This is a genomic window from Wolbachia endosymbiont of Drosophila bicornuta, from assembly GCF_028982105.1.
GTDB classification, from domain to species: domain Bacteria; phylum Pseudomonadota; class Alphaproteobacteria; order Rickettsiales; family Anaplasmataceae; genus Wolbachia; species Wolbachia pipientis.
Genome location: NZ_JAPQLF010000080.1, coordinates 1 through 4,741, shown reverse-complemented (window position 1 = coordinate 4,741; position 4,741 = coordinate 1). Strand labels below are relative to the sequence as shown.

General features: G+C 33.9%; 3 protein-coding genes and 3 pseudogenes. 4 read left to right on the top strand and 2 right to left on the bottom strand.

Annotated elements, in window-relative coordinates; translation table 11 throughout:
• Positions 1–250 precede the first annotated feature (250 nt).
• The 3 pseudogenes from OZD68_RS06760 to OZD68_RS02170 all read left to right on the top strand — a co-directional run.
• Positions 251–358 (top strand): annotated as a pseudogene (locus OZD68_RS06760) (TrbC/VirB2 family protein); the annotation flags it as partial.
• A gap of 35 nt (positions 359–393) precedes the next feature.
• Positions 394–600: pseudogene (locus OZD68_RS02175) on the top strand (TrbC/VirB2 family protein); the annotation flags it as partial.
• A 104-nt stretch (positions 601–704) separates the two neighbouring features.
• Positions 705–833 (top strand): annotated as a pseudogene (locus OZD68_RS02170) (TrbC/VirB2 family protein); the annotation flags it as partial.
• Here the strand turns inward: OZD68_RS02170 and OZD68_RS02165 are convergent.
• Both OZD68_RS02165 and OZD68_RS02160 read right to left on the bottom strand, forming a co-directional pair.
• Positions 809–1,807 (bottom strand): pyruvate dehydrogenase complex E1 component subunit beta, encoded by a 999-nt coding sequence (locus OZD68_RS02165; protein WP_012673123.1) that lies wholly within the window; start codon positions 1,805–1,807, stop codon positions 809–811. The pseudogene OZD68_RS02170 and the gene OZD68_RS02165 sit on opposite strands and share 25 nt — an antisense overlap.
• Before the next feature lie 547 nt (positions 1,808–2,354).
• Positions 2,355–3,455 carry an ATP-binding protein gene (locus tag OZD68_RS02160; RefSeq protein ID WP_182309395.1) on the bottom strand — a complete coding sequence of 367 codons (1,101 nt, stop codon included), beginning with the start codon at positions 3,453–3,455 and terminating at the stop codon, positions 2,355–2,357.
• Positions 3,456–3,927: 472 nt separating this feature from the next.
• Here OZD68_RS02160 and OZD68_RS02155 point away from each other — a divergent pair.
• The coding region (locus OZD68_RS02155; protein ID WP_275008717.1) for an IS4 family transposase at positions 3,928–4,741 on the top strand (814 nt) is incomplete at its 3' end.

Genomic DNA, 4,741 nt, shown 5'->3' with positions numbered 1-4,741 from the left:
TGTGTTTATGGCTATAGCAGGCCAGTAGCATATTACGGTCTGTTCGGATTATTGTAAAAAGAGCTATAAAGTCTGGATTCCAGCGTCAAGCAGTGGAATAATATCGTTTACTATGTCTATATTACAATATTTGTGCAGTTGTGTGTCAACTACTTTTGTGGCACTGTTTGTTATTCAATCTTTATGCTAGTTTTACTAAAAATTATAGTATTTTAGGTATAATTGCAATATCTAAATTTAAGGTATAGAGATGAACCCTAGGAAAGTTTTTAATATTCTTTTTATAGTATTATTTATTTCTTTTTCTCATGTTGGGAGTGCTGCCGCTGACACTAATACTGATACAACTGCTCAAGTATAGCTCTTTTTACAATAATCCGAACAGATCATAATATGCTACTGCTCTACCATAGCCATAAGCACATATCTTATCCTATTCGGACTATTGCGAGAAGTGCTATAATATGTAACATTATTGGCTACGTTTGGGGAATAGGCGGACCGCTTATGACCGTAGTGATAATAGGTGCAGCTTTGCTTGCGATATTTGGTAGAATGCCATGGCCAGCTCTTTTTGCACTCGGTATATTTTGTGCTGTATAGCTCTTTTTACAATAATCCGAACAGATCATAATATGCTACTGCTCTACCATAGCCATAAGCACATATCTTATCCTATTCGGACTATTGCGAGAAGTGCTATATTTTTCGGTGCTAAAACTATCGTCATAAAAGTAATGGGTGGTATAGGCGGCACTGGAAATACTTCTTTGATGGACCAATGCGGAACAGGAGACACAAAAAAGAACTATTTTTTTCTAAAACAGACCTGATGCACGGCTTCAACTATATCTTCCACTTGCGGTAATGCTTTTTTTTCTAGATTTGCAGCGTAAGGTAAGGGGATGTCCTTGCCAGTTACACGTACAACTGGAGCATCAAGGTAGTCAAATCCTTGTTCCATAACAACGGCTGACAGCTCTGCTCCTATTCCTGCAAATGGCCATCCTTCTTCTACACTAACTAACCTATTAGTCTTCTGAATAGAGTTAATAACAGTTTGAGTGTCAAGTGGTCTTAAGGTTCTGAGGTCAATAACTTCAGCTTCTATACCTTCACTCGAAAGTAAATCTGCTGCATTTAAGGCATCCATTAATTTTAATGAAAAAGCAGTGATAGTTACATCCTTTCCTTCCCGTATAACAGCAGCTTTGCCTATCTCAAGTAGATAATCTTTGTTTGATAGCTCAGAGTCAGAAACTTCATGCTCATGTCCATAAGCTATTTCGTTTTCTAGAAATATTACCGGATTAGGGTCACGAATTGCAGCTTTAAGCAGACCTCTGCAATCGGAGGCAAAATAGGGTGCTATTACTTTTAACCCAGGTATATGCGAATACCAAGCTGCAAAGCATTGAGAATGTTGTGCAGCAACTCTTGCTGCAGCGCCATTTGGTCCACGAAATACTATAGGGCATCCAAGTTGTCCGCCTGACATATAATTTGTTTTTGCTGCGGAATTCACAATTTGGTCAATAGCTTGCATAGAAAAATTAAAAGTCATAAACTCAACGATTGGCTTTAATCCAGCAAATGCCGCTCCAACAGCAAGGCCAGCAAATCCATGTTCGGTAATAGGCGTATCAACTACTCTGTTTTCTCCAAACTCTTTCAGTAATCCTTTCGTTACTTTATAAGCACCATCATACTCTGCAACTTCTTCACCCATGATAAGCACATCAGAGTCGTTTTGCATTTCTTCTCTAATTGCTGTGCATAAAGCTTCTCTTACACTTAAGGTTGCCATTTATAAACTTTTATAGACTTTAACTAAGGTAACTATATCAGAATTACTGGGGGTAAGTAAAGTGTACAAATTAAGTTTTACAAACATCATGACCAACTCATTCCAAAAAAAAATCTTCTCACGCTTGCTGGTTTTGGTTGCTAAAAATGATTGTATTGCTTGTGTTTTTAATAATATATACTGCTAAGTTAATAATAATTCACTTGGGAATAGCAGAAAAATACATGATAATTTTATATTTCAAATAGAATAAAATCCTTTTTATTGATACTGTCTTTTTTTGTAAAAAACATTCCTAACTTTTCCACCACTTTTTCTGGCTAAGGTCAGTATAACTTTTGCTTGAAATAGCTGTTTATATGGTGCAATTTACAGCTTTTAGTTGCTAAAATTATAACTCTTAATTTAATAATTTTAATCCAATAAGCTTTCAGGTTAATAAAATTAAATTATTTGAGTAAATGCAATACCATGTCTTTATTTGTGGGTAATAATAAGAATAACGAAGGTTGGCTCAGCTACACTTCTATAATTTCAATTTTTATGTTTATCGTATAAAAGAAGTTTCTTCTATCTGTGTCTTCGCGTTTGAAACTAACTTTATTCTATCTCTTTCTTGTTCTGGACTTAACCTGTGAAGCGCGTAACTGAAATCTTCCTCACTCACTATAAGCCGTCTTTGCGCACCAGCGCTAATTTTTGCTTCATTCACTAATTGCTCTAACTCAGCCCCAGAATAGCCTTCAGTCTTGTCTGCAATGTCTTGGAGGCTTAGCTTTTCATCAGTTTTTGTACCTCGCATATAAAGTGCCAATATCTTTTGTCTCACCTCTATGTTTGGATTAGGGACATAAACCTTCTGACCTAAACGTCCAGGTCTAATAAGTGCTGGATCTATACCACCGATAAGGTTAGTTGCACCAATTACTATTATATCTCTTCTGCTCTTAAATCCATCTATTTCAGTTAACAACTGTGTTAAACTCTCTCGACAATGGTAAGCTGAGTTATTAGCGGTACTTCTTTTTTGAGCAACTGCATCTATTTCATCTATAAAGACTATACAAGGAGAATATTTTTTTGCTATTTTAAAAAGCTCGCGTACAGCATGTGCACCATGACCAATATATACCCCAATAAGTTCAGGACCTGAGATGCTTACGAAATTCATATTTGATTCACCTGCAATTGCACGAGCGATAAGTGTTTTACCATTTCCAGGAGGGCCATATAATATGTAACCTCTTAGTGAATTAATACTTTTATTTCCAAACAGCTTGCGCATTTCTTCTGTCATTTGGTCGCAGCAAATCATCTGCAACCGTTGTTTTAAGGAGTCATCAATTATAGCATCAGCAAATGTTATTCTTTTATCATCTGAATTAGCTAATTCTATCGATATAGGCAGCTCTACTTCCTTTAGTTTGCTGAATACTTGATCATATACAAACCAAACAATAAAAAGGAGAACGACAAGTAACACACAAGGCATAGCTTCACTAACATAATGTGCAGCTAACTCATACCCTTTACTAAGCAACATTGTATGCATATAGGCAAACAAAAAAGCGATAGAGACAATAGTTGCCACGCATAGTAAACAGATTGAAATTCTTTTTAGTAATTCTGAAATTTCAATTTTTTTCATCTTAATACCTTATACCAATTTTAAACTAAGAATAATTTTATCTAGCTTACCTATTTTAGCTTGATTAGAGCGTTCAGAAAAATTATCAAGTACGTACTTTAATTTATTAAATACTAAAAACAATATATCACCATATTGTCACATACATCTTTAAAGTTTACCAAATTCATTTTCAAAAAACAAGATTTTATTATTAACCCGAATTCTGGATTAGATTTTAGGTAAATTATTGAAAGTCTTGAATTTTACTAAATTAGTAACTAGTCTTAAAATGCTTACTGCTTTATCGTAAATGCTAAAACAATAAGCTATTGATATTCTTGTTTTTCTGTATTTGTCTTTTAAGGAAAATTTTAACCAGGTTGAGGTGAGTTTTTTGAACCATACGCGTCAAGTTAAGGAAATAAAGGTATGAAAGGGATAGAATAATAAGGTATAAGTTCTCCAAGATATACTTTTAGTGAGAGAACCAATGAATAAAATAACTTGCTTATCAAAAAAGCTCAAAGAATTTTTTAATGAAAAAGCAGAGGAAATCTCAATTACAACAAGGTTTATAAAAAGAAAGAGAAAGCTAAAAGGTTCATCATGCGTAAAAGCCATGGTCTTGGGTAATATAGGAGTTGATAATTGTAGCGTAGAAACAATGTGTCAATTACTAAACGAGGACTCGATAGATATAACAAAACAAGGTTTGGATTTTAGATTTACTGAAGAAGCAGTGGAATTTATGAAAAGGATGTATAATGAATCTGTGATTCTCTTTAAAAATATCTTGCAAGTTGATTGCAAAATCTTACAGCAATTTAATAGTGTTAAATTATTGGACAGTAGCTATGTTACTCTACCTAACAGTATGGAAGAGATGTATAAAGGTTATGGTACTAGCTACAGTGGCTATGAAAGCAATACTAAGTCTGGAATAAAGTTACAATTAGTTTTCGACTACATGAATCAGATAATAGACCAACTTAATTTAACGGAGTGGGTAAGATCAGACCAGGGATATAGGAAACATTTAAGTAATATATTAAGCAATGATTTGCTAATATCTGATCTCGGTTATTTTGTGCCAAGTTCTTTTAAACAAATCAATGAAATAGGAGCTTATTTCATAAGTCGTTATAAATCCGATACCAACATATATGATGTAGAAACAAATCAAAAAATGGAGTTATTAGAATGTTTAGAGGATAAGTTATTTTTAGAAAACGAGGTATTGTTAGGAAAAGAAGCAAAAATTAGAGTAAGAATTATATGTCAGAAACTAACTGAAGAACAGTATA